At 63.3% G+C, this 20,833-nt stretch carries 18 protein-coding genes and 1 pseudogene; 9 read left to right on the plus strand and 10 right to left on the minus strand.

Going from position 1 to position 20,833, the window contains the following annotated elements; translation table 11 throughout:
• Positions 1 to 18 precede the first annotated feature (18 nt).
• On the minus strand, positions 19 to 2,718 hold the full coding sequence (locus ACVOLI_RS12220) for a type VI secretion system Vgr family protein (protein ID WP_481614620.1): 2,700 nt from the start codon (positions 2,716 to 2,718) through the stop codon (positions 19 to 21).
• Between ACVOLI_RS12220 and ACVOLI_RS12225 the strand changes: the two genes are divergently transcribed.
• Positions 2,701 to 2,973 carry a hypothetical protein gene (locus tag ACVOLI_RS12225; protein ID WP_481614621.1) on the plus strand — a complete coding sequence of 91 codons (273 nt, stop codon included), beginning with the start codon at positions 2,701 to 2,703 and terminating at the stop codon, positions 2,971 to 2,973. The genes ACVOLI_RS12220 and ACVOLI_RS12225 overlap by 18 nt on opposite strands.
• A gap of 37 nt (positions 2,974 to 3,010) precedes the next feature.
• On the opposite strand, the gene ACVOLI_RS12230 is transcribed toward ACVOLI_RS12225, so the two are convergent.
• The 3 genes from ACVOLI_RS12230 to ACVOLI_RS12240 form a co-directional block, all read right to left on the minus strand.
• Positions 3,011 to 4,114, minus strand: coding sequence for an MFS transporter (locus ACVOLI_RS12230; RefSeq protein ID WP_481614633.1), 1,104 nt, complete (start codon positions 4,112 to 4,114; stop codon positions 3,011 to 3,013).
• Between the two features lie 92 nt (positions 4,115 to 4,206).
• The gene (locus ACVOLI_RS12235) at positions 4,207 to 4,995 is read right to left on the minus strand and encodes a DeoR/GlpR family DNA-binding transcription regulator (RefSeq protein ID WP_481614622.1); all 789 of its coding nucleotides are present in this window, start codon (positions 4,993 to 4,995) and stop codon (positions 4,207 to 4,209) included.
• A gap of 379 nt (positions 4,996 to 5,374) precedes the next feature.
• A complete protein-coding gene (locus ACVOLI_RS12240) occupies positions 5,375 to 6,586 on the minus strand; it encodes an MFS transporter (RefSeq protein ID WP_481614623.1) in 1,212 nt (403 codons plus the stop codon).
• 72 nt (positions 6,587 to 6,658) lie between these two features.
• Here ACVOLI_RS12240 and ACVOLI_RS12245 point away from each other — a divergent pair, with 72 nt between their 5' ends.
• Complete coding sequence (locus ACVOLI_RS12245; RefSeq protein WP_296248957.1) at positions 6,659 to 7,459, plus strand: AraC family transcriptional regulator; 801 nt, start codon at positions 6,659 to 6,661, stop codon at positions 7,457 to 7,459.
• Between the two features lie 61 nt (positions 7,460 to 7,520).
• Here ACVOLI_RS12245 and ACVOLI_RS12250 read toward each other — a convergent pair whose 3' ends face one another.
• A complete protein-coding gene (locus ACVOLI_RS12250) occupies positions 7,521 to 8,213 on the minus strand; it encodes an alpha/beta hydrolase (protein WP_481614624.1) in 693 nt (230 codons plus the stop codon).
• A gap of 428 nt (positions 8,214 to 8,641) precedes the next feature.
• Between ACVOLI_RS12250 and ACVOLI_RS12255 the strand changes: the two genes are divergently transcribed.
• Positions 8,642 to 9,004 (plus strand): roadblock/LC7 domain-containing protein, encoded by a 363-nt coding sequence (locus ACVOLI_RS12255; protein WP_282269841.1) that lies wholly within the window; start codon positions 8,642 to 8,644, stop codon positions 9,002 to 9,004.
• Positions 9,005 to 9,221: 217 nt separating this feature from the next.
• Here the strand turns inward: ACVOLI_RS12255 and ACVOLI_RS12260 are convergent, their stop codons facing one another.
• The 3 genes from ACVOLI_RS12260 to ACVOLI_RS12270 all read right to left on the minus strand — a co-directional run bounded on the left by ACVOLI_RS12260 (position 9,222) and on the right by ACVOLI_RS12270 (position 12,671).
• Positions 9,222 to 10,745, minus strand: coding sequence for a serine hydrolase domain-containing protein (locus tag ACVOLI_RS12260; protein WP_481614625.1), 1,524 nt, complete (start codon positions 10,743 to 10,745; stop codon positions 9,222 to 9,224).
• A gap of 74 nt (positions 10,746 to 10,819) precedes the next feature.
• Positions 10,820 to 11,632, minus strand: a complete 813-nt coding sequence (locus tag ACVOLI_RS12265; protein WP_481614626.1) for a helix-turn-helix transcriptional regulator — start codon at positions 11,630 to 11,632, stop codon at positions 10,820 to 10,822.
• A 133-nt stretch (positions 11,633 to 11,765) separates the two neighbouring features.
• Positions 11,766 to 12,671, minus strand: coding sequence for an alpha/beta hydrolase (locus tag ACVOLI_RS12270; protein WP_481614634.1), 906 nt, complete (start codon positions 12,669 to 12,671; stop codon positions 11,766 to 11,768).
• A gap of 262 nt (positions 12,672 to 12,933) precedes the next feature.
• Between ACVOLI_RS12270 and ACVOLI_RS12275 the strand changes: the two genes are divergently transcribed.
• Complete coding sequence (locus ACVOLI_RS12275; RefSeq protein WP_481614627.1) at positions 12,934 to 13,329, plus strand: helix-turn-helix domain-containing protein; 396 nt, start codon at positions 12,934 to 12,936, stop codon at positions 13,327 to 13,329.
• Positions 13,330 to 13,537: 208 nt separating this feature from the next.
• On the opposite strand, the gene gpmA is transcribed toward ACVOLI_RS12275, so the two are convergent.
• On the minus strand, positions 13,538 to 14,287 hold the full coding sequence (gene gpmA / locus ACVOLI_RS12280; protein ID WP_282272161.1) for a 2,3-diphosphoglycerate-dependent phosphoglycerate mutase: 750 nt from the start codon (positions 14,285 to 14,287) through the stop codon (positions 13,538 to 13,540).
• A 403-nt stretch (positions 14,288 to 14,690) separates the two neighbouring features.
• Here gpmA and ACVOLI_RS12285 point away from each other — a divergent pair, with 403 nt between their 5' ends.
• From ACVOLI_RS12285 to ACVOLI_RS12295, 3 genes are all read left to right on the plus strand, one after another.
• Entirely contained in the window at positions 14,691 to 15,551 is an 861-nt protein-coding gene (locus ACVOLI_RS12285) for a pirin family protein (RefSeq protein ID WP_481614628.1), read from the plus strand.
• A gap of 200 nt (positions 15,552 to 15,751) precedes the next feature.
• Positions 15,752 to 16,471 (plus strand): aquaporin Z, encoded by a 720-nt coding sequence (gene aqpZ / locus ACVOLI_RS12290; RefSeq protein WP_481614629.1) that lies wholly within the window; start codon positions 15,752 to 15,754, stop codon positions 16,469 to 16,471.
• A gap of 230 nt (positions 16,472 to 16,701) precedes the next feature.
• Positions 16,702 to 17,178, plus strand: coding sequence for a hypothetical protein (locus ACVOLI_RS12295; RefSeq protein ID WP_481614630.1), 477 nt, complete (start codon positions 16,702 to 16,704; stop codon positions 17,176 to 17,178).
• A 76-nt stretch (positions 17,179 to 17,254) separates the two neighbouring features.
• Here ACVOLI_RS12295 and ACVOLI_RS12300 read toward each other — a convergent pair whose 3' ends face one another.
• Positions 17,255 to 18,106, minus strand: coding sequence for a pirin family protein (locus ACVOLI_RS12300; RefSeq protein ID WP_481614631.1), 852 nt, complete (start codon positions 18,104 to 18,106; stop codon positions 17,255 to 17,257).
• Positions 18,107 to 18,341: 235 nt separating this feature from the next.
• Here ACVOLI_RS12300 and ACVOLI_RS12305 point away from each other — a divergent pair, with 235 nt between their 5' ends.
• Positions 18,342 to 20,408, plus strand: a complete 2,067-nt coding sequence (locus ACVOLI_RS12305) for a carbon starvation CstA family protein (RefSeq protein ID WP_481614632.1) — start codon at positions 18,342 to 18,344, stop codon at positions 20,406 to 20,408.
• A pseudogene (locus ACVOLI_RS12310) lies at positions 20,408 to 20,629 on the plus strand (YbdD/YjiX family protein); the annotation flags it as partial. The gene ACVOLI_RS12305 and the pseudogene ACVOLI_RS12310, both read left to right, overlap by 1 nt.
• Between the last annotated feature and the right edge of the window lie 204 nt (positions 20,630 to 20,833).

The following is a 20,833-nucleotide window of genomic DNA, read 5'->3' on the forward strand; positions in this document are numbered from 1 at the left end:
GAACGCTGAGGCGTTGCATCAACTTCCGTCCTCAGCCGACTTGGCAATTTCAACAGCCACTTTCTGCATGGTTCCACGCTCTACGCGCAGCCCCTGCCCGTCGCGCCCCGCCGTTCCCTCAACCACGTCCCCATCCTCCATCACGAGGCGATACGCCAGGTTGGCAACTACGGCAGACGTGTCACCTTCATAGTGGAACCGAGGCTGCCGCGCCGCCGGATCACGCCCAAACGTAGGAATGGCGAAACTGTCCGTCTTCGGACCCGCCCAATCGTGCTTGGCTGCGTGCAGCTTCACATCGCCTTGCGTACCAATCTCAATGCCGTTTCCAATACGGATATAGCTACCGTCATCAGCAACCAAGCGAATGGTTGGGCCGGTAACCAGCACCTCCCCTTCGCTCGCCGACGCATGCAGGAACTTCTGCGCATTCAGTGCGATGTCCGCGTCCTGCGCTTGTACCAGCACATTGCCGCAGCTGGCGATAGCCTGGATGCCACCATCCTGGGCATAGACAGATACGCCAGCACCGGCCTGCAAAAGCGTGGCACCGCCGCTGACTGACTGCACGTTGTCAGTTGCGACAACGTCGTGGTTCTGGCCGGCATAGTGCAGCTGCGACTGCGGTGTAGCACTGATGATGCCTGCATCGCCAGCGATGGCGACGACCGGCTCGCCGGCTTGATTTCCCGCTTCTGGCCACGCAGCTACGGCGTCTTGCAACGTCGCCATGCCTTCGCCATCACTTTGTTTCGCGCCACGATTGGTCGCTGCCTGCCCCAACCCGCGAAAGAGTTCGCCGCACTCGTCAAGCAGCGTCAGCAACTCCTGCCGGTCCAGCTGCCCACCTCGGGCCAGTTCGCGCGCATAGCTGGTGATCAGGATCCCGTGGGCAGCGCGTAACGCCAGTGCCGCATCGGTACGCAGCTCTGCACCATCACCTCGTGGCTGTGCCTGTCCGTCTACTCGCGGCGAGCTCAACTTGCCCATGTTGAGCTCGCTGGCAAACGGGGTAGTTGCCAACCGGGCACGGACCTGCCCGGGAGTGTCGTCCATCAGTAGTTCGCTGTGACCTTGACCATGGTGCTCACGCGACTGGATGCCCGACAGTGCGTGATTTCCAGGCAAACCGCGTCGCCCACTGAAGCCCGGTGTCTCATGTTTGCCGTTGTAAAGTGTGGCAACCACCACTGGTCTATCGATATCGTTGTGCAGGAAGGCGACCAACACCTCCTGACCGATGCGAGGGACAAACTGATGGCCAAAGCCATCGCCACTACTGGGCATGGCCACTCGCACCCAAGTTGAAGATCGCTCGTTACCCTCAGCCGTGCCAGCCGGATGCTCTTCTGGGCGCCGCCAATGAAACTGAATGCGAATACGGCCTAACTCGTCGGTAAATATTTCCTCACCGACAGGGCCGACGACGGTGGCCGTCTGCGGCCCATTTGCGGTCGGGCGATCAAGGCTCCCCGCATAACGCGGCACCAAGGGCACATCCCGATGGACTGCACTGAAGCACAGTCTGATGTCGTCCGCTGCCTGAGCGGGATGCTCCTCGCCCCCGATCAGATTGCCTTGAGCTGCCTGCTCCAGCAGCGACGAAGGCAACTGCCACGCTTCCGGAACGTTGTTGCGCAACTGCAGATCAATCCCGGTGACGACGAAAGTCCGCTGATGTTCGCTCTGGCCTGCATGCCCCGGATGATCCTCCAGCAAAATGCGCTCGCCAGTGGCCAGGCCGCGTAGCCGCCCACTCCCAAGGAAGGTTCTGGCCTGTTGCTCTTCAGCCTGCATCCGGAGGCGTGCGTAGGTGCTCAACTCGCGCTCGTGATCAGCGTAGTACGGCGCCAAAGACTGGTAGTCAGTCAGGCTGGCGGCTGCCTGCCAACCGTACTCACCATGCTCTTGAATGTTCTCATCCTGACCTTGCAGGCGATGCGCAGGTTGGTAGTCGTGGCTGGAGAGGCTGACACGGCTTCCCACAAGTTGGCACTTGGCCTCCCAGTGGGTTAGCCATTGCTCCTGTGAACCAACGGCATCGGCCTGCGCCCGGAAATGCAGTGCACGCAGCGACTGATCCGCTCGGATAGCTTTTTCCGTGAGCACCAGCTGGTGCGCAGCAGCGCCAGACTCCCTGTTGAATGTGAAGTAGTACGTGATGCCTTCTTCAGCCAGCAACCTGTCGATGAAGGCATGATCGCTTTCATTGAACTGAACGCAGTAAGAGCGCGTCGGGTAATCGCGCTGTAGTTCGCTTTCATGGTTAAACGAAGCGGCGATGATGGCGTTGCGCTGACGATGTTCATCCAGCAACGTCGCCACGATCTGCGGAACGCTCTGGTCCTGGAAGATACGGCACGTGCGACGACGATCCAGCAGCGACAAGGCGGACTCGATCTGCAGATCGATCAACGAGAAACTACCAGCGCCATCGCGCTTCGCGGCCGCAGTGATGATCCCCGAGAGCCAGCGCCGCTCTCCAGCACGAGTGTCCACGCCGAAGGACACGTGTCTACCCAGCAACTGCTTAAGCTCAATCCCCTCAACACTGCAAAAGCAGGTAGCTTCGAGCTGGAAGGAACGACTTAATTCATCGCGGTAGCGGATGCGACTTGGCCATATCGGTGGCGAATCACCCGTGCCTGGCCACTCCACATCGATGAGCCGACGCTTCGATTCCGGGCCATCCCAGGCCGGATGCTGCATCCACTGCATGCGTTCATTCCTTTGATCATGCCGAACTCAATGACCTGGAATGCTGCAACAGAGCAACAGCCAATAACCATAAGGAAAAACTTAAAAACGCTTGGCGAGGCATGGCCGCGGCATTTTCTTACTAGCTTTGTCGAGCAGGATCTCCAGGAAAGCGCCGCATATCACCGTGTCAAAGGTGACACGTATCGGATGGCGGCGGTAGCGGCGGAGGCACTCGTAACGCAGCAGGTGGAAAGCCGCAGCGATCTCAAATGACCGCGCTCGATGGCACTTGGAGCGCGGATACAAGCATTCAACGCACCCGCAGCAGCGAACCAATCAGCGCGACAAGCGCAAGTGCCGCCGCTGCCATCAGGAACGCAGCCGGCAGCGACCACTGCTGGGCAATGAAGCCGATTGCCGCCGGGCCCAGCAGCACGCCTGCATAGCCCATGGTGGTGACTGCGGGAATGGCAACGCTCTCGGGCATGCGGCTCTGCCGCCCTGCAAGGCTGAACATCACCGGCACGATGTTGGCGCAGCCAATGCCGACCAGCGCGTAGCCAAGCAAGGCCACGCCGAAGCTCGGCACCAGCGTCGCCAGTACGAACCCGCCACACGCAAGCAAACCACCCAGCAGCACCGCCATGCTCGGCCCAAGCTGGTTCACCAGCCGGTCGCCGAACAGGCGTGTGGCGGTCATGGCGATATTGAAGGCAACAAAACCCCAACCGGCATGGGCAAGCTCCACCTCGCGTACTTCATGCAGGAACACCGCACTCCAATCCAGCATCGAGCCTTCGGCCAGGAAGCTGATGAAGCACACCGCACCAATCACGATCACCACGCCACGCGGCAAGGCGAAGCTGCTCTCGCCCTGCACGGCGCGTTCACTGCGCCACCAGCGCGATGACAGTGCCGTGATCGCCAACACGCCAGCGGCCACCACCAAGGTCGACAACAACGCGCCGCCGCCAATTGACAACAACAGCGTCACCAATGCCGCGCCAGACAGGGCACCAATGCTGTAGAAGGCATGGAAGCCGGACATCATCGCGCGGCCGGACTCACGCTCGACCACCACCGCCTGGATGTTCATCACGCAGTCCATGGCACCGATGCCCGCGCCGAACACCAGCAACACGATGCCGATGCCCAGCGGCGTCGACGTAACCGCCAACAGCGGCAGCATCAGCACCATCATCAACACGGTCACCAGCATCACCGGTCGGCAGCCATGGCGTGCTGCCAGCATGCCGGCCAGCGGCATCGACAGCAGCGAGCCCAAGCCAAGACACAGCAACAGCACACCCAGCAATGCATCATCCAGGCCAGCCCTGGCCTTGGCGAATGGCACCAAAGGTGCCCAGCATGCAATCGCGAAACCGGGGACGAAGAAGGCGGCGCGGGTTGCCATCTGCTGGCTGCGCTGTAGACGTACTGGATTGTTCACGTGTTCTTCCTGGGTACTTGTCTGATGCGCGGGTTGCGCTCACCCGCGCCGTTGGATCACGCTTTCGCCACGTGGATTCGGCGCAGGCGCTGCGCGATCGGCGCGAACCGTTGCTGCATTTCCGCTGCCACGCGGTCGCTGATCAGCAGTTGATCCACCTGCTCGATGCCGGCGATGCGGAAGCTGCCGCGTGCGCCGACTTTTTCGTTGCTGGCGACGACCAGCGTCATGTCGCAGGCGCGCAGCATTGCCTGCTTGAACGCGCACTCTTCGGCGTTGATGCCCCAGATGCCGGTTTCCGGATCAACCGCGCAGACACCGGGAATGCAGACATCGACCTGCAACTGCGCCAACTGCTGCAAGGCGATGGAACCGATGGCACCACCGCTGCGCGGGTCGATACGGCCACCGATCATCACCACCTCGGTTGCCTGCGCGCCGGCCAGCGCATCAGCGACCGCGGGGGAGTTGGTCACCACCGTCAATGCGGTGCCACGCAGCGCGCGTGCGATCTCCACGTTGGTAGAACCCGCATCCATCAGCACCACCTGCCCGGGCAGCAGCAGGGAGGCCGCATGGGACGCCAGCGCGCTGCGCTCCGGATCCTGCCGCCCCACCCGCTCAGGCAAGGCGTCGAACCGGGGCGCCGGCAACAGTGCCCCGCCGTATACCCGCCGGCACAGCCCCTTGGCGGCCATATCGCGCAGATCGCGGCGGATGGAATCCTCGGAAACCGCGAAGGCAGCCGCCAGATCGTTGGCAACCACGCGGCCGTGCTTGCGGAGCTGCTCCAGGATGCGCTGCTGGCGCTCCTGCGGCAGTGCATCGGGGTCTGAGGCGGTCATGTGATGGTGTTCTGCGTTGATGGGAGTCTGACTCGGCATCGGGGCACCGACAGTCGGCGCTCCGGGCGCTTGGCCTCTTGATTGCGAAATCATGCATCAACACAGTTAATCGCGCAACTTCGTGCACAATAGCAGATAAACAAGAAGCCATCCCATGCGCCCGCGACCACCACGGCCGTGGTGCTTCGATCCGGGATGAGGCCCAGGCCTGGGTGCAATCAGACGATCAGGCAGCGCTACAGCAAGAGCTTTACCCCTCCCCAACCCTCCCCTTCGCGCTGCGAAAGGGAGGGGGCGAAAGCTGCAACCCTCCAGATCTTCCCCTGGCACGCAAGAGGAGCGGGAACCCAGCGTGCAAAGGGCGCGCGCCGCCTGTCATTCAAGGCGCGCGCGGGTTCGGCAGGAACGCGGCGACGATGCCCAGCAGTGGCAGGAACGAGATCACCTTGTAAACCCAGAGGATGCTGGTGTGGTCGGCGAGCACGCCCAGCACTGCCGCACCCAGCCCACCCATGCCGAAGGCGAAGCCGAAGAACAGGCCGGAAACCGTGCCGATGCGGTTGGGCATCAACTCCTGTGCATACACCAGGATTGCCGAGAACGCCGAGGACAACACGAAGCCGATGACCATCGTCAGGATCATCGTCCACTGCAGGTCTGCGTACGGCAGCATCAAGGCGAACGGTGCCACGCCCAGGATCGAGGCCCAGATCACCGGCTTGCGGCCGATGCGGTCACCCAGCGGCCCGCCAATCAGGGTGCCGGCCGCCGACGCTGCAAGGAAACCGAACAGGTGCAGCTGCGCGCTCTGTACCGACACATGGAATTTCTGGATCAGATAGAACGTGTAGTAGCTGCTCAGACCAGCGATGTAGAAGTACTTGCTGAAGATCAGCACCAGCAGGATGCCGATCACCCAGGCCACAGTCTTCGGCGGCAACAGATTGGCCGGCTTGGCCGCCGCCTTGGGCTGCGCGGCCACAGCCAGCAGGTGCTGCTGGTACCAACGGCTCACATAAGTCAGCAAGCCTATGCCCAACAGCGCCGCGCAGGCGAACCAGGCCACGCTGCGCTGCCCATTCGGCACGATCACCGCTGCAGCCAGCAGCGGGCCCACCGCAGTGCCGGCGTTGCCACCGAGCTGGAACACCGATTGCGACAGGCCATGACGGCCGCCGGATGCCAGCCGCGCGATGCGCGAGGATTCCGGATGGAAGATCGCCGAGCCGATGCCGACCAGCATCGCCGCCACCAGCACCGTCGCGAAGTTCGGTGCGAACGCCAACAGCAACAGGCCACACAAGGTGGACAGCATGCCCATCGGCAGCGAATACGGCGCCGGCCGCTTGTCGGTGCGCAGGCCGATCAAGGGCTGGAACAAGGACGCGGTGAGCTGGTAGGTCAGCGTGATCAAACCCACCTGGGCGAAACTCAGATGGAACTGACCCTTGAAGATCGGGTACAGCGCCAGGATCAGCGACTGCATCATGTCGTTGACCAGGTGCGAACTGCTGATCGCCGCGAGCACGCCTACCGCGACCGGGCGACGTTGTGGGACGGGAGCTGCAACCGTTGAAGCAGGAGATGACATGGCGTAACCGCGGGATGGGGGCGGACGCGCATGGTAGAGTCGCGATCAACGTCCATCCTGCGCAATATGGTCATGCATCCTTTCGAAAAGGACATTCCGGATGCCCGAAAAGGCCGTCGCCAGCCGCTCCCGGCCGGGCCGGAAACCGTGGTGTACTGCAAGGCGCGGGACTACCCCAGCGCCACCGTGATTCCGCTGCACCACCATCCGGATCGGCACCAGCTGGTCTACGCGGAAACCGGGGTATTGGTGGTCAATGCAGGCATGGGCCGCTGGGTGGTACCCAGCACACGCGCGATCTGGATGCCGGCCGGCATCGGCCACCAGGTGCATTGCATCGGCCTGGTGCAGATGCGCAGCCTTTACATCACCCCTGAGGCAATGCCACACGCGCCGGAGACACCCTCGGCGGTGTCCATCACGCCGTTGCTGGCATCGCTGATCCACGCCGCGGTCGAAATACCGGCGCGCTATGCCGAGAACTCGCGTGATGGACGGCTGATGCGATTGATCCTGGACGAAGTACAGACCCTGCCGGTGCTGCCACTACACCTGCCCGAGCCGCGCGATCCACGGCTGCGCCAGATCGGCAGGCAGCTGCAACGCCACCCGGACGATGCTTCCACCCTGCAGGACTGGGCGGCGCGCCTGCAGGTGGACGTCAAAACCATCCAGCGCCTGTGTGCACGCGAACTGGGCATGACCTTCGGCCAATGGCGCCAGCAGGCACGCCTGCTGCGTGCACTGGAACGCTTGGCGGTTGGCGAAAAAGTCATCGACGTTGCATTGGCGCTGGGCTATGAGAGCCCCAGCGCATTCGCCACCATGTTCAAGCGCCGTTTCGGGCTGACGCCGAGCCAGTTCTTCCGCTGAGGGCATATGCGAACCGCCGCGCCGCCGCAGTGGGCAACGCTGCGGACGATGCGCGTCGCTTTCAGCCAGTGGTGGCCGTCGCCGCCTCGTCGATCAGGGCTGCGACTTCCGCCGGATGCGATGCCAACGATGCATGCCCCGCATCCAGCGTCATCACCTTGCGCGCGTTGAGACGGGCGGACATGGCCTTCTGGTTTTCCGGCGCGATCATCCGGTCCTGGCTGGATATCTGGTACCAGCTTGGCTTGTGCTTCCAGGCCGGGTCACTGATGTTCTCACCGAAGGTGCCGGCCAACGGCGCCTTCTGCGTAACCCCCATGACAAAGCCCTCCTCCTCGGGCAGGTCCTGGCAGAAGCTCTCGTGGAACTTGTCCGGCTTCAGCCACAGATAGCCGTCGCTGTCTGGCGCCAGGTTCGGCGCTGCGACCGGAAGGTGCTGCTGGGTGATCCCGCCCGGGCTCTCGCCGGCATCGGGAGCAAACGCGGCAATGAACACCAAGGCTTTCACGTTGGGCAGATTGCCAGCCTGGGTTATTACCGCACCGCCGTAGGAATGCCCCACCAGCACCACCGGCCCATCGATCTGCGCCACCATCTTGCGGGTGCGCTCGGCATCATCAGCCAGGGAGGTAAGTGGGTTCTCAACTGCACGGATATCCTGGTAGCCCAGGTCCCGCAGCGCCAGTATCACCCGCGCCCAATGCGCCGCTCCGCCCCAGAAACCATGCACCAGAACCACTGCCGGCTTGCCCATGATGTGCGCTCCCGCTGCTTGGAATAGTCGATGACGGAGAGCGAGCACCCCGCCTGTCAGCGCAGGACACTAACCCTGTGCCAGCCATTCTGCGACCCGGCTGTAAACTGGCCGTGACGGCTTCATCGCCGGTATTACGTCGGAATTCCGGCTCCCATTCAGTGCTGAATCGAGCGCAGGCAGCACCGTGGCCAGTCATTGCAAGCCAGCGCCGCTTTCCTTCGCACTGCCTCCAGCATGGGTTCTGCTGCCTTTTCCTGCGCTCGTCGAGCCGGCGGCAAGCCAACCATAAAACGCACCGTTGCACTCCACATGACTGGCCAACTCGCATGCGTCCAACGGTATTCGCTATGCTGCGCGCCCGCTCGCCCGGTACGGACCTGCGCGGGCTTTGCTTTTGTAGTACCCCTTACTTCATTGGATGAGAAATGGCTGCAAACGTAAAACTGGATGCTTTGAGCGAAATCGCGGGCTTCATCGGCGCCGCATTGGTGGACAGCGACAGCGGCATGACGCTGGGTACGCTGGGTGGCGGCGCCATCAACATGGAAGTTGCCGCCGCCGGCAATGCCGACGTCGTGCGCGCCAAGCGCCGCGTGGCCAGTTCGCTGGGCCTGAACGAGGTGGTGGAAGACATCCTGCTCACCTTGTCCAAGCAGTACCACCTGATCCGCCCACTGGACGGCAACAAGGACCTGTTCCTGTATGTCGTGCTCGACCGCGGCCATGCCAACCTCGCGATGGCGCGGCATGAGCTGAAGTCCTTCGAGAAGACCCTGGATTTCAAGTAAGCCGCAGCAGTCGCTTGCAGCAAGCAAAAGCCCGGCGAGATGCCGGGCTTTTGCATTGGACAGCAGCACCAAGCGACCAGCATTTTCTCCTTGTAGGAGCGGCGTAAGCCGCGAAGCAGATAGATCTCCAGATGGCACAGATATCTGCAACTGCGGCAATGCCAGCTTCGCGGCTTACGCCGCTCCTACAAAAAGCTGTCAACGCCGCTGTACGTAATTACTTGGGCTCGGCCCGCACATAGCGTTGCCCGTCAAACTCAAACCCCAGCAGTTCACCTTGTGCACCGCGCTGGAACTGCAGCGGCTCCAGCACATCCAAGGGCCCATCCTGGGCAGCGAACAGATCCGTCGCAGCAGGCATCAACCTGCGGTTGAGCGCACCAATCCGAAGCTGCAGCCCCTCGACACCGTCCGTCACCTGCGCGGCAACCGGCAACACTTCTCCGCGGAACGCTCCTGCATAGGCAGCATTCGACTCCGGCTTCCATTGCCATCCCTGCCACTGTGGATCGCCATGCTGCTTCGCCTGCCGCGCACGCATCCCGGCCAGCTGATCAGCCACGCGCTGCGGATAGGCCTTGCGCCGGATCTGCGCCCATGACGCAGCTTCCGGATGGTCCACCAGATACTGGAAGAACTGCACCACGGTGCGCGACGTCAGCCAGCCAGTGGCGTTGTCCGAGTTGGAGAACACGCCGATACCAACGCCCAGATCCGGCGAAAACGCCATCATGCTGCGTGCGCCGGTATAGCTGCCGCCGTGGATATACAGCGTGTGGCCCTCGAAATCACACACGTTCCAACCAAACGCATAGCCATTGCAGGGCAACTCGTAGGCATTGCGGGCCTTGGGATCGACCTGCACACCGATCCGGTGGGCAGCATCCAGCAAGCGTGCTTCGAATTGGGGAGCCAAGGTTGCACCCAGCTGCAAGCGCAACCAACGGCCCATGTCACGCGGTGACGTCATCATGCCGCCGGCCGAATGCATCAAGGCGTCAGGTTTGGGTGGCACCAACCGCCAGCCCTGTTCGGTACCCAGCCATTGGTGGTTGAACGCCAGCAGCGCCGGATCGAAGCTGGAGGTATTCGTTGCGGTTTCGTGCAGCTGCAACGGCGTGAACAGGGTTTGCTGCAACCAGTCCTGCCACGAGCGGCCTGTGTGTTGCTGCAGGATCGCTGCGTAGATGTTGTAGCCGAGATTGTCGTAGTCGAAGCCATCGGCGCGTTTGCTGGCGAACTGCTGCAGCAGCTGCGGATACAGGGCCGGATCGGGGCTGCCGATGTACGCCTCCAGCGTGGTGATCGCATCCGCGCTCAAAGGCACACGGTGATTGAGCAGGTCCGCCAAGGTCCAGGCGGCAGGATCGACGCCGTCAGGCAGGCGCAGCTGCGGCCAGTGATCAGCCAAGCTACTGTCCAGGCGCAGCACGCCCCGCTGATCCAGCACCTGCGCCAGCAATCCCATGTAGGACTTGGTCTGCGACGCGATGTACATCGGCGTGCGCATGGTCAGCGGCGCCTGGCTGCTGGCGTTGCGCAGGCCGCGGGTATAGCCCAGCAATTGCTGGTCACGGTCGACGATAACCACCGCATAGCCCGGCCCCAGCTCCGGAACGCCATCCAGGAATGCCGCCAGCTCCCGCGCCGCCTGTTGCGGCGACGCCGCCGCAGCCGTTGTCACGCCCCCCAGCCAGGCGGGCACCAGCAATAACAGGGACAGGATGTTGCGCAGATGCATGGTTCGGCTCCGTGGCTGACAAGCGCCACGATGCGCCAGGGCATTGCCCAGGGTCTTGAACGGATTGAACCTGCTCACGCCTGCAACAGCGCGCGCAGGCGCGCCGGGGTCAGCCCGCTGTGCGTGCGGGCAATCCGGCTGAAATGGGATTGGTCGGCAAAACCGGCCTGCTGCGCCACATCAACCAGGGCCTGCCCGTTGGCCAGCAGCGGCAGGGCGCGCTGCAACTGCGCGCGTGCGCGGAACACCGACGGCGCGCAGCCCATCCAACGCGTGAAGGCACGGGCGACGTACACCGGATGCACGCCAAGCTCGTCAGCCAGGTCGGCCAACTGCACGTTTTCATCCTGCAGACGCTGGCAGTACAACGCCAACCAACGGGGCGGCGTGCCGCTGGGGCGCTCGTCCGGGGCGGCCATGCCAGCCAGCAATTCCCAGAGCCGGGCATCAATATCGGCAGCGACCAGCTCGCCTGCAAACAAGGCCGACAACAGTCCCCGTCCCTGCAGCAGCAGCGGCTGCAGCGCATGCCCGCGCCATTGCCAGGCACGGCCGATACCGAGCTTGTCCTGCAGGTCGAACGATGCCGGCAGGTCGATACCCAGCATCAGCGCACCGCTCGGCCCGTAATCATTGGCATGGGCGACGCCCGCCTGCTTCACGCCCAATGCTGGCACGGCCAGCCGCTCCTCGCCCTGCCCGGTCTGTTCCATCAAGGTGCCGAGCAGCAACAGCGAGAGCTGGTGACAATCGTGCGCGTGTCGGTGCATGCGCTCACCCGGTGCATACCAACTGACCCGTGCAGCCAGACGCTCGCCACTGAACACCCGGCGTCGGGTTGGGCCCTGCGCGGCATCGATCCGATGCGTGGTTGGCGGCGAAGACATGGCGTGGCGCGGGCAGCAGGGAGTGAACGCAGTCTAGCCAAGCCGCAGGTCGGCACACCTGCCGTTGGTCGTGGTACCGCAGGCCTGGACCGGCCGCTGTGCGTGCCGGGCCCGACCCTGGGGATTGGACGACTCAGCCCTTTGGCGCGGCCAGCAGGTACTTCAAGCCATGCATGAAGCCACGCGGCGCAACACTGAGATGGTCCTCGTCATTGAGCACGTCCAGCTTCAGCTCCAGTGACTGGCCACCACGCGTGCCCAGCATACCGATCATCCGCTGCGCATCCACCACCATGTCGGCGTCGCCGCCATGCTGCACCGACTCATACTCGCCGACATACATGTAGGCCCGCACGGGGAGCTCGGCGGGCTTGCCAGCCGCGGCCAGTCGACGCTCCATCTCGTGCTTGTCGAACCAGTACGACGGGCTGCCAAGGATGTAACCGCTGAACAATTGCGGGCGTTCCAGCAGCACCTGCGTCCCCAGCAAGGCACCGTAGGAATGGCCGAGGAACATGCGCCGGCTTTCGTCACTGCGGAAGCGCTTGGCCACGAATGGCAGCGCCTGCGTTTCCAGGTAGGTGATGTAGTCGCTGGCGCCACCGTGCACGGCATCCGGCGGCGAACCGCTGGGACCATTGGTTGTGGGCGTGTAATCGCGGCGGCGGCTCTGCATGCCGCCCTCGCCCTTGGCATAGGACAGGCCGACCAGGATGAAGTCCTCGATCTTGCGGCCTTCGACATTCAATCGCCGCGCCATCTGCCAGACCAACGGGAAGGCATAGTCGGCGTCGGTGACGTACAAGACCGGGTAGCGCTTGTCCGGGTTCTCCGCGTAGCCGGCTGGCAGCGCGACGAACACCTGGTAGTTGCGGCCGCTGACCGGATCCGGCACGTCCCAGACTTCACTGCCCAACACTTCATAAGGCTTGCCTTCACCGCGCTGCGCGGTTGCTGCCGCAGGCTTCGCAGCAGCCGCTTCTGGTGTGGCGTTGGGTGCAGCCTGATGAGCACCACTACAGGCGCTCAGCGCCACCATTGCCATTACCGACATCATCCATTTGCTCAAGCAGACACTCCAGTGATCGTGATCAGTGCCCGATGATGGCATGGCACAGCCCCGATCCGAAGACTGCCTCTCCCGCTTGCATGCGCACCGCGGAGCAATTCAGCCCCCAACTTGCAAGCGCACAAGTCATTGATTCCTTTGGGACGACACCCTGCTGTCGACTTACTGTCGTGTTGTCGAACGCAGTTGCCCGGCAACCTCGCAGCTCGGCTAACATCGGCAGGAGTGCAGCATGGAAGATCAAACAGTGAAGATCGACGGAAAGCGGATCAGGCTACTGCGCGAAGCCCGCGGCTGGTCGCAGGAACACCTGGCCAGCATCTGTGGTTTGAGTCCGCGCACGGTGCAACGACTGGAAACCGAAGGCAACGCCTCGCTTGAGTCGCGGATGGCGGTTGCGGCTGCGCTGGAGGTTGCGGCGGGGGATCTGGCTCTTACCCAGGCAGCCAACACCCTGCACGCCAGCAATGCCGCGCCAAGGTCTGCGGGCGTCCGTACCGAGAACCTTGTGTTTGGCCTGGCCTTGCTGGTGCTGGCACTGCTATACGGCGGCTACAACATCGGCAAGGACCTGGCCGTGCGTGACAACGCACGCTGTGACGCCAACCCGATGCAATGCCACCGCTGAAGCAGCGGAGCTGATAGTTGTAGGAGCGGCGCAAGCCGCGAAGCCGGGACATCATCGGATGCCAGCGGTGCTTGCAACTTCAGCATTGCCAGCTTCGCGGCTTACGCCGCTCCTACAAACAAAAAGACCGATGCCAGCATGTTGGCATCGGTCTTTGAGTGATTCACCGCTGGAGCAGGCAACAGCGGTGCTGCTTCCAGCGTATCGCTTACTTTGCCTTGCCCTGGTTGGCCACGGCCTCGGCAGCCTTCTTGGCGGCTTCCGGATCGCCCAGGTAACGGAACGACTTGACCGTGAGGTCATCGTTCAATTCGAACAGCAACGGGATGCCGGTCGGGATGTTGAGCTCAAGGATGGCTTCCTTGCTCACGTTGTTGAGGTACTTGTACAGCGCGCGCAGCGAGTTGCCGTGGGCGGTGACCAGCACGGTCTTGCCCTCCTTCAACTGCGGAGCGATGGCATCGTGCCAGTACGGCAACACACGATCCAGCGTGGTCGCCAGCGACTCGGTGGCCGGCAGCGCATTGCGGTCCAGACCGGCGTAGCGACGGTCATGGATCGGATGGCCCGGGTCGGCCAGGTCCATCGGCGGCGGCGGGATGTCGTAGGAACGACGCCATACCTTGACCTGCTCCTCGCCGTGCTTGGCAGCGGTTTCGGCCTTGTCCAGGCCCTGCAGGCCACCGTAATGACGCTCGTTCAAACGCCAGGACTTGTTGACCGGCAGCCAATCCTGACCCAGTTCGGCCAATGCACCCTGCAAGGTGTGGATGGCACGCTTCAGCACCGAGGTGTGGGCCACGTCGAACTGCAGGCCTTCTTCCTTCATCAGCCGGCCGGCGTTGGCGGCCTCCTGGCGGCCCTGCTCGGTGAGGTCCACGTCCACCCAGCCGGTGAAGCGGTTGTCGAGGTTCCACTGGCTCTGGCCATGGCGCAACAGCACGAGTTTGCGGGTCACTGCGGAGGTCTCCGGATGGGGAAGTAAGGCGGCGATTGTAGCCCCTTCACGCTGGCATCCGTTCTTTGTCGGGGGTTTGGGTATGGGAGCGATGTAGTAGCAGGGGAGACTGGTTTTGTTTGTTTGGTGAATGAGCGGGAGCAAGAGCTCCCCCTCCCCAGCCCTCCCCTTGCCCTTGGCAAAGGGAGGGAGCGAAGCAGCAGCCCTGCGCGCAACCGAGCTCTGGCCCCTCCCTTTCGCGCAGCGAAGGGGAGGGTTGGGGAGGGGTAACGCTTTCAGCCGCCAGCTTCCAACCCGCCACCCCACCCACCAAAACAACAATCCATTCTCCGCACGACAACCCCTTCTTCGCCCGCGCCATGCCATCCTGCCCCCACATTCAAACCCCCCGGAGCAGCCAGCCATGACCACCATCATCAGCCCGCGCGTCCACGATCTTGGCGGCTTCCAGGTCCGCCGCGCCGTCCCTACCCTGCAGGCGCGCAGCGTTGGCTCATTCGTGTTCGTGGACCATATGGGCCCGGCCATCTTCAGCCCCGGCCAAGGCATCGATGTGCGTCCGCACCCGCATATCGGCCTGGCCACGGTCACCTTCCTGTGGGCCGGGCAGATCGGCCACCGCGACACCCTGGGGTCTGAGCAGATCATCCGCCCCGGCGACGTCAACTGGATGACCGCCGGCCGTGGCATCGCCCACTCCGAGCGCAGCCCCGGCGAGGCGCGCGAACACGCGCAGGCCCTGCATGGCATGCAGACCTGGGTGGCGCTGCCCAAGAGCCATGAGGAAACCGACCCGGGCTTCTTCCACTTCTCTGCGGACCAGTTGCCACAGCAGCGCCGCGACGGTGCCTGGCTGCGGGTGATCGCCGGCCGTGCCTATGGCGAGGAATCACCGGTCAAGGTGTTTGCCGACACCTTGAACGTCGCCATCGACCTGGAGCCTGGCGCCGAGATCGACCTGGACAACTCCCACGTAGAGCGCGCGCTCTACATCCTTGAGGGCGACGCCCAGTTGGATGGGGTGGATGTACCTACCCAGCACCTGATCATTCCCGAGCCCGGCGCACACAGCCGTCTGCGCGCCAAGACACCGCTCAAGGCCATGCTGATGGGGGGCGAACCGCTGGATGGCCCCCGCCACCTGTGGTGGAACTTCGTCTCCAGCTCCAAGGAGCGCATCGAGCAGGCCAAGGACGATTGGCAGAACGGTCGCTTCGGCACGATTCCCGGCGATGACAAGGAATTCATCCCCCTACCCCGCTGAACCCACTTTCCTCGTCACAGCACGGGCGGAACTCCCATGGCCACCCCTGCCTTGCTGTGTCTGGAAACCCGCAAATCGCGCATAGACCAAAAGCACTACAGTTGCGCGGGCGAATTAGTTAGCGAATTTGTTACTCACTTCACCCGCTTCTCCGTTATTTTTCCCACACCCGTACCGGGGAAAACATAGGGAACGACACAATGAGCATGGGAAAGCGTTTGGGCGCCGAGTTCCTCGGCACCTTCTGGTTGGTGTTGGGCGGTTGCGGCAGCGCGGTGCTGGCAGCAAAGTTCGGCGGTGATGCCAATCCGCTGGGTATTGGTTTTGTCGGGGTTGCGCTGGCCTTCGGCCTGACCGTACTGACCGGCGCCTATGCGTTCGGTCATGTCTCCGGCGCGCACTTCAACCCGGCCGTCAGTATCGGTCTGTGGGCCGGCGGTCGCTTCCCGGCCAAGGACCTGCTGCCCTACATCGTGGCGCAGGTACTGGGCGGCATCGTCGCTGCCTTCATCCTGTTGCAGATCGCCAAGGGCAATGCCAGCTTCCTGATCGATGGCAGCCAGGCCGGCGCCTTCGCCAGCAATGGCTACGGCGCGCTGTCGCCGGGTGGCTACACCGTCGCTGCTGCATTCCTGTGCGAAGTGGTGCTGACCGCTGTGTTCCTGGTCGTGATCATGGGCGCTACCCACGGCCGTGCCCCGGCCGGCTTCGCGCCGATCGCCATTGGCCTGGCGTTGACGCTGATCCACCTGATCAGCATCCCGGTCACCAATACCTCGGTCAACCCGGCCCGCTCCACCGCCGTTGCGCTGTTTGCCGGCTCCGGCGCGATCAGCCAGCTGTGGCTGTTCTGGGTGGCGCCGATCCTGGGTGCGGCCATCGGCGGCCTGGCTTACAAGTGGATCGGCAGCGACAAGTAAGTTGCATCGATAGTTTCATTTGTTAGTAACTCCCCGGAACGGCCCCGATAAGGGGCCGTTCCTTTTGCGCTGCAAAAGACACTTTGCAACTGACCGGGATTTTGTAATACCGTCGCAACTTGGCTGGCGCGCATGGGGATGCACGTACACAGGGAGGGATAACGCCCACCAGCCTGTATTGCCTTCAGAACCATCCACACGACTTCGTCGCGCCGTCAGGCCGATGTTCCATGGGGGAATGCGAAGTGAAGACTGTTCTTGTTTTTTCTGCCGCACTGGCGCTCGCGGCCAGCGCCAACGCTTCCGCCCAGCAGGCCGTGCAATGCCCATCACTGCCAGCCAGTAGCGGTCTGCATTGGGAGCAACAGACCCAAAGCGATTTCATCGTCTGCAAGGCCACCACCGAAGACGGCCGCGCTGTCCTCAACATGATGCTGAGCGGGCGTGATCCGGGCCTGTCCTTGAACCGCCCGCTGCGCGCGGAAAAAGGCGCGTTCGGCGGCACCGAGATGCATTGGTACAAGCTGGACATGGGCGGCCGCGACCTGCCGGGCCTGGAGTCGCGCCGCATCAGCGTGGTCAAGCTGGACAAGAACCGCTATGCGCAGATCTGGATCGACGCCGCCGACACCACCGAGCTGGGCACCCTGCAGAACCTGACCCAGACCTTGAACCTCAATCCGTCTGCTTTGGCTGGCAGCAACTAAGAACCATTGATCCCGGCCTGTAGTTGCACGGCACTGGTGCCGGTCCCGTCGCATCGCGCACGGGACCGGTCGTCGTTCAGAAGCGGCCTTCCTGATAGTCGACAAAGGCCTGCATCAATTCCTCACGGGTGTTCATCACGAACGGCCCATGCCGTGCCACCGGCTCGCGCAGCGGACGCCCGGCCACCACGATCAAACGCGCGCCCTCGGCACCGGCACGCATGTGCAACGTACTGCCACCGCCCAGCACCGCCAACTGCTGCAGTTCAAGCGCGCGCGACGCCTCGCCCTCGCCCAGCGACACGTCACCTTCGAACACATAGGCGAAGGCGTTATGGCCTTCAGGCAAACGGTAACTCCAGGCAGTGCCCGCGCTCAGTTCGATATCCAGATAAACAGGGTCAGTGGCTGGCTGCTGGATCGGTCCGCTGACCGAGTCCACCGTGCCGGCAATCACTTTCACACTCACACCGTCGGCCGGCGCCAACTGCGGGATGCGCTCGGGCGCGAACTCCTGATAGCGCGGCGCGCTCATCTTGTCGCGCGCAGGCAGGTTCACCCACAGCTGGAAGCCACGCATGCGGCCGGACTCCTGCTCGGGCATCTCCGAATGCACCAGGCCACGGCCGGCGGTCATCCACTGAACGCTGCCGGGGGTAAGCAAACCCTCGTTGCCGTGGTTGTCCTTGTGACGCATGCGTCCGTCGAGCATGTAGGTCACCGTCTCGAAACCCCGGTGCGGATGGTCGGGAAACCCGGCAATGTAATCCTCGGCCCGCTCGGTGCCGAACTCGTCCAGCATCAGGAACGGGTCCAGCTCCGGCAGCGATGGCGTACCAATGACCCGGGTCAGGCGCACGCCGGCACCGTCGGAAGTAGGCATGCCGCGGATGCTGCGCAGCACCCGGGCGGAATCGTTGCTACTCATAAGGAAGCTCCTTGGACTTGTGACAGACAATGGACGCCCTTGCCGATCAAACCAATCATCACAGTTGCAACCATTTGTTCCGCAAGGCTACCCCCGGAACACCACGCATCCCCGCAGTCATCTTCAACAAGACATGGACCTAAGACCAAAGTCGCATCCAATTCAGCTGCCATGCACATTGACCCCCGACCTGCATGGGTAGACCCTTGCAGGCATTCCCCTGCGAGGCGACTCGATGAAAGGTTTTTCCAAAGCCGGATGGGCGCTGCTGTCCCTGATAGGCGCGTTCTGTCTAGGCGTCGTGGCGCTACGCCGCGGCGAGCACATCAATGCCCTCTGGATAGTGATCGCAGCGGTTTCGCTGTATCTGGTCGCGTTCCGCTACTACGGCCTGTTCATCGCCAACAAGGTGCTCGGCGTTGATCCCACCCGCGCAACGCCGGCCGTCATCAACAACGATGGCCTGGACTATGTGCCCACCAACAAGCACGTCCTGTTCGGTCACCACTTCGCCGCCATTGCCGGCGCCGGCCCACTGGTCGGCCCGGTGCTTGCCGCACAGATGGGCTACCTGCCCGGCACGCTTTGGCTGATAGCCGGCGTGGTGCTGGCCGGTGCCGTGCAGGACTTCATGATCCTGTTCATCTCCAGCCGCCGCAACGGCCGCTCGCTGGGCGATCTGGTGCGTGAGGAAATGGGCCAGGTGCCCGGCACCATCGCCTTGTTCGGCGTCTTCATGATCATGATCATCATCCTGGCGGTGCTGGCGATGATCGTGGTGAAAGCACTGGAGGGCAGCCCCTGGGGCATGTTCACGGTGATCGCGACAATGCCGATCGCCATCCTGATGGGCGTGTACATGCGCTACATCCGCCCAGGCAAGATCGGCGAGATCTCCATCGTCGGCCTGATCCTGCTCATCGCTGCGATCTGGTACGGCGGCAAGGTTGCTGCTGACCCGGTAATGGGCCCGATGTTCACCTTCACCGGCATCCAGATCACCTGGATGCTGATCGGCTACGGCTTCGTCGCCGCGGTCCTGCCGGTGTGGCTGCTGCTGGCCCCGCGCGACTACCTGTCCACCTTCCTCAAGATCGGCACCATTGTCGGTCTGGCGATCGGCATCCTGATCGTGATGCCCGAGCTGAAGATGCCGGCACTGACCCAGTTCGCCGACGGCACGGGCCCGGTGTGGAAGGGCAGCATGTTCCCGTTCCTGTTCATCACCATCGCCTGCGGCGCGGTGTCGGGTTTCCATGCGCTGATCAGCTCGGGCACCACGCCCAAGCTGCTGGCCAATGAAGGCCATGCCGCCTACATCGGCTACGGTGGCATGCTGATGGAATCGTTCGTGGCCATCATGGCCATGGTCGCCGCCTCGATCATCGAGCCGGGCATCTACTTCGCCATGAACAGCCCGGCAGCGATCATCGGCACCGACGTGGTGCACGCCGCCCAGGTCGTCACCAACTGGGGCTTTGCGATCACCCCGGACCAGCTCACCGCAACCGCGGCGGAGATTGGTGAAACCACCATCCTCTCGCGCGCCGGTGGCGCACCCACCCTGGCCGTGGGCATCGCGCAGATCCTGCACGCGGTGCTGCCGGGTGAAGGCATGATGGCGTTCTGGTACCACTTCGCCATCCTGTTCGAAGCCCTGTTCATCCTGACCGCCGTCGATGCCGGTACCCGTTCGGGCCGCTTCATGCTGCAGGACCTGCTCGGCAACTTCGTGCCGGCCCTGCGCCGCACCGACTCGTGGGTGGCCAGCTTCATCGCCACCGGTGGCTGCGTCGCGCTGTGGGGTTACTTCCTGTACCAGGGCGTGACCGATCCGCTCGGCGGCATCAACATGCTGTGGCCGCTGTTCGGCATCGCCAACCAGATGCTGGCCGGCGTGGCGCTGCTGCTGTGCACCGTGGTGCTGTTCAAGATGAAGAAGGACAAGTACGCCTGGGTGCCGCTGGTCCCGGCCATCTGGCTGCTGATCTGCACCACCGCAGCCGGCTTCATCAAGATCTTCTCCGACGTTCCCGCAGTGGGCTTCCTGGCCCAGGCGCACAAGTACCGTGACGCCATTGCCGCCAACGAATTGCTGGCACCGTCGAAGAACTTCGACCAGATGCACCAGGTGATGGTGAACAACTACATCAACACCGGCCTGACCGCGCTGTTCCTGTTCGTGGTGTTCGCGGTGCTGGTGTACTCGATCAAGACCATCGCCGCTGCACGTCGCTCGCCGGTCCGCACCGACAAGGAAACCCCGTACGTGGCACTGAAGCCGCACGAGGTTGATCTGTAATGGGCACCGAGCTGGTCCCCGTCGGCCAGTACCAGACGTTCCGCCGCACCTGGCGGCGTCTGGTGCAGACCGCGCGGCTTTGCTGCGGCGTGCCGGACTACGACAACTATGTCCGGCACATGCGCGAGAAGCATCCCGACCGTGAGGTCATGGATTACAAAACCTTCTTCCGCGAACGTCAGGAAGCCCGCTTCGGCGGCAGGAGCGGCTTCCGCAGCTGCGGCCGCAGCGGAGGCCGCGGTTGTGGGAGCGGCGTGAGCCGCGAAGCTATTGCAGCTACAGATGGCGCCGTTGCTGTAATAGCATGATGGTTCGGCTTCGCGGCTTACGCCGCTCCTACAAGGCGGGTTGTCGGTAACGCCTCTGCCGCGCAAGGCTCGGCCCTACAGGGGAGATAGCAAAAAGGGGGGGGCCAAGGGGGCCCC

Source organism: Stenotrophomonas sp. STEN029 (assembly GCF_056760015.1).

Bases quoted from the DNA above. Each gene is read 5' to 3' on its own strand.
- ACVOLI_RS12285 (WP_481614628.1), top strand. From the start codon at position 14,691: ATGACCACCATCATCAGCCCGCGCGTCCACGATCTTGGCGGCTTCCAG.
- ACVOLI_RS12240 (WP_481614623.1), bottom strand. From the start codon at position 6,586: ATGTCATCTCCTGCTTCAACGGTTGCAGCTCCCGTCCCACAACGTCGC.
- ACVOLI_RS12230 (WP_481614633.1), bottom strand. From the start codon at position 4,114: ATGGCAACCCGCGCCGCCTTCTTCGTCCCCGGTTTCGCGATTGCATGC.
- ACVOLI_RS12300 (WP_481614631.1), bottom strand. From the start codon at position 18,106: ATGAGTAGCAACGATTCCGCCCGGGTGCTGCGCAGCATCCGCGGCATG.
- ACVOLI_RS12245 (WP_296248957.1), top strand. From the start codon at position 6,659: ATGCATCCTTTCGAAAAGGACATTCCGGATGCCCGAAAAGGCCGTCGC.
- ACVOLI_RS12220 (WP_481614620.1), bottom strand. From the start codon at position 2,718: ATGCAGTGGATGCAGCATCCGGCCTGGGATGGCCCGGAATCGAAGCGT.
- ACVOLI_RS12295 (WP_481614630.1), top strand. From the start codon at position 16,702: ATGGGGGAATGCGAAGTGAAGACTGTTCTTGTTTTTTCTGCCGCACTG.
- ACVOLI_RS12275 (WP_481614627.1), top strand. From the start codon at position 12,934: ATGGAAGATCAAACAGTGAAGATCGACGGAAAGCGGATCAGGCTACTG.
- ACVOLI_RS12270 (WP_481614634.1), bottom strand. From the start codon at position 12,671: ATGGTGGCGCTGAGCGCCTGTAGTGGTGCTCATCAGGCTGCACCCAAC.
- ACVOLI_RS12235 (WP_481614622.1), bottom strand. From the start codon at position 4,995: ATGACCGCCTCAGACCCCGATGCACTGCCGCAGGAGCGCCAGCAGCGC.
- ACVOLI_RS12225 (WP_481614621.1), top strand. From the start codon at position 2,701: ATGCTGCATCCACTGCATGCGTTCATTCCTTTGATCATGCCGAACTCA.
- ACVOLI_RS12305 (WP_481614632.1), top strand. From the start codon at position 18,342: ATGAAAGGTTTTTCCAAAGCCGGATGGGCGCTGCTGTCCCTGATAGGC.
- ACVOLI_RS12265 (WP_481614626.1), bottom strand. From the start codon at position 11,632: ATGTCTTCGCCGCCAACCACGCATCGGATCGATGCCGCGCAGGGCCCA.
- ACVOLI_RS12250 (WP_481614624.1), bottom strand. From the start codon at position 8,213: ATGGGCAAGCCGGCAGTGGTTCTGGTGCATGGTTTCTGGGGCGGAGCG.
- aqpZ (WP_481614629.1), top strand. From the start codon at position 15,752: ATGAGCATGGGAAAGCGTTTGGGCGCCGAGTTCCTCGGCACCTTCTGG.
- ACVOLI_RS12255 (WP_282269841.1), top strand. From the start codon at position 8,642: ATGGCTGCAAACGTAAAACTGGATGCTTTGAGCGAAATCGCGGGCTTC.
- ACVOLI_RS12260 (WP_481614625.1), bottom strand. From the start codon at position 10,745: ATGCATCTGCGCAACATCCTGTCCCTGTTATTGCTGGTGCCCGCCTGG.